The 2,422-nt window shown below is 56.3% G+C and carries 3 protein-coding genes; 1 reads left to right on the forward strand and 2 read right to left on the reverse strand.

Annotated features, from left to right (window positions below; genetic code table 11):
- Positions 1–210: 210 nt before the first annotated feature.
- The gene (locus tag DW943_RS08785) at positions 211–984 is read left to right on the forward strand and encodes a type III pantothenate kinase (RefSeq protein ID WP_117862786.1); all 774 of its coding nucleotides are present in this window, start codon (positions 211–213) and stop codon (positions 982–984) included.
- Between the two features lie 86 nt (positions 985–1,070).
- On the opposite strand, the gene DW943_RS08790 is transcribed toward DW943_RS08785, so the two are convergent.
- Positions 1,071–2,006: an ATP-binding protein gene (locus DW943_RS08790; RefSeq protein ID WP_370448077.1), complete on the reverse strand. Its 936-nt coding sequence runs from the start codon at positions 2,004–2,006 to the stop codon at positions 1,071–1,073.
- Positions 2,007–2,012: 6 nt separating this feature from the next.
- Positions 2,013–2,267, reverse strand: coding sequence for an AAA family ATPase (locus DW943_RS10820; RefSeq protein WP_199572864.1), 255 nt, complete (start codon positions 2,265–2,267; stop codon positions 2,013–2,015).
- Positions 2,268–2,422: the final 155 nt, after the last annotated feature.

Here is a 2,422-nt window from a genome sequence, read left to right on the forward strand (position 1 = left end):
TGCTCCACCCCGCAATGTCTGGGCGCCTCATGTGCGCAAGAAAGAATATTACGTGGGAGTTCGGTAAACGGCAAGGAAAATCTCGTAGAGCATAATTCCTTCATATTTAAACCCCTCGACCCCTATCACCGTAAACGAATCGCAACCGAGCGCCGTCGACGGCACGTATACAATGGTGCGCGTCCTTTTATGCCGACACCGGGAGTAGACATGCTGCTCGCTATCGATATGGGAAACACGCAGACGGCCATGGGTCTGTTTGACGGAGACGAGCTGGTGCAGTCGTGGCGCATGCCCACCGACCGCTCCTATACCGCCGACGAGATCCACGTGCGCCTGATGGGTTTCTTTAAGATGTACGGCCTTTCGCTCGACGCGGTCGACGCGATCGCCTTTGCGGGCGTGGTGCCGCAGCTCTCGCGCGAATGGCACGCCGTGGCCGACCGCATTGCCGCGGACGCCATCGTCATTGGGCCGCAGACGGCCGCCGTGACCAAGCTGCGCGCGGCGCGCCCCCAGGCCGTGGGCGCCGACCGCGTCGCCAACGCCGTCGCAGCCGAGACTTTCTACGGCGCGCCGGCAATCGTGGTGGACTTTGGCACCGCGACCAATATCGACGTCATCGATGAGGACGGTTATTACATTGGCGGGGCGATCGCGCCGGGCATCCGCATCTCCATGGACGCGCTTGCCGCCCGTGCCGCCAAGCTCGCCAGCGTGCCGCTCGAGGCGCCCGAGCACGCCATCGGTCGCGACACCGAAGAGTGCATCAAGGTCGGCGCCGTGATGGGCGCCGCCGCCATGGCCGAGGGCCTGGTCACGCGCATGAAGCGCGAGCTGGGCCGCGAGGATGCCACCGTTATCGCCACGGGCGGTCTCGCCGGCATTGTCGCCGATTCGACCGATGCCTTCGACGTGTTCGACGGGCAACTCACCATCAAGGGCATCTGCGAAATCTACCGCCGCATGCAGGAGCTGGGATAGAGTAAACGCCAGGTCGCAGCAACCAGCCGCCAATCCTATTCCTCAAAATCGAAAATTTTTCAGTTTTGAGGAATAGGATTTTTTTGCTAAGCCTCGCCGCACAACCACCTCGCCAGGTCCACGATCTGCACCCCATCGCGATCCGTGGCCTCGTGATGCGTGCGGGCAAGAATCATCTTGGGATACGCATCGCCAATGCTCAGCAGTGGCGAAATCTCGCGTTCAAACGTCTTATCCGAGCTGATGTCGTCGCTCACCTGAATGTAGAGCTTCTCGCTTCGCCTGATTGCTACAAAGTCTATTTCCTTTTTATAGAGCACACCGACGTATACCTCGTATCCGCGGCGCAGCAGCTCGATGGCCACCATGTTCCCGTATACGCGTCCCCAATCCATATCACGTGTACCAAGCAGTGCGTATTTGAACGCGTGGTCTGCCAGGTAATACTTCTCGCCGCTCCTAAGGTATTTTTTGCCGCGAATGTCGTACCGACGAACTTTATAGAAGGCAAACGCATCGCACAGGTACCCCATGTACGTGCCGACCGTCTTGTTCGTAATCTTTAGCCCATCCGCATTCAAAATATCTGTAATGTTGCGTGCCGACGTTATGTTGGAGACGTTGTCCATCATGTAATCGGCAATGCGCAGCAGTGCCGATTCGTTTCTCACGTTATGCCGCTGCACGATATCCCTCACGATGAGCGTTTTGAAGACATTGGAGAGATATTGGTAGCGCTGCTCCTGCAGTGGATAAGGGTAAGAGCCGGACATACCGCCGGTTCTCGCGTACTCATCGAAGTCGCGATCGACCTCGCCCTCGTCACTATAGAGGCGATACTCCTCAAACGAGAATGGGAAAACCTCGATCTCGAACGTGCGCCCCGTAAAGAGCGTCGACAGATCGCTCGACAGCAAAAAGGCGTTCGATCCGGTGATGAAGATGTCGTACTGTTCGGATGCATGGAGGCTGTTGATCGCGCGTTCAAAGCCGTCGCACATCTGAACCTCGTGGATAAGCAGGAAGTTTTACTTGTCGGACACTCGATGCTCTTTCACATAGGCGAGCAGGGCATGATATTCGAGCAGGTTCTCGAACTCATCGAGGTTGTAGTTGATATGGATGACATTCGAATTGGACAGATTTGCCTCCACGTAATCGCGGAGGGCCTCGAGCAATTTTGACTTACCGCTACGGCGAATGCCCGTTATGACCTTGATGTCCGGTACGCCAATAAGGCTCGTCAACGTGTCCATATATGACGTTCTATTGATGAGTTTCATTGGTGCCTCCCTGCGGTCTTCTATCGCTATTCCTCAAAAACGAAAATTATTCAGTTTTGAGGAATAGGGTGCTGACAACCCATTCCCCAGACAACAAGACCCTCCCCGGCACAGTGAACTGCCTCCCATTTCTTGGACATGAGAAATGGGAGGCT

The organism is Collinsella sp. AM44-11 (assembly GCF_003467145.1).
Classification (GTDB): domain Bacteria; phylum Actinomycetota; class Coriobacteriia; order Coriobacteriales; family Coriobacteriaceae; genus Collinsella.

Bases quoted from the DNA above. Each gene is read 5' to 3' on its own strand.
- DW943_RS08785 (WP_117862786.1), top strand. From the start codon at position 211: ATGCTGCTCGCTATCGATATGGGAAACACGCAGACGGCCATGGGTCTG.
- DW943_RS10820 (WP_199572864.1), bottom strand. From the start codon at position 2,267: ATGAAACTCATCAATAGAACGTCATATATGGACACGTTGACGAGCCTT.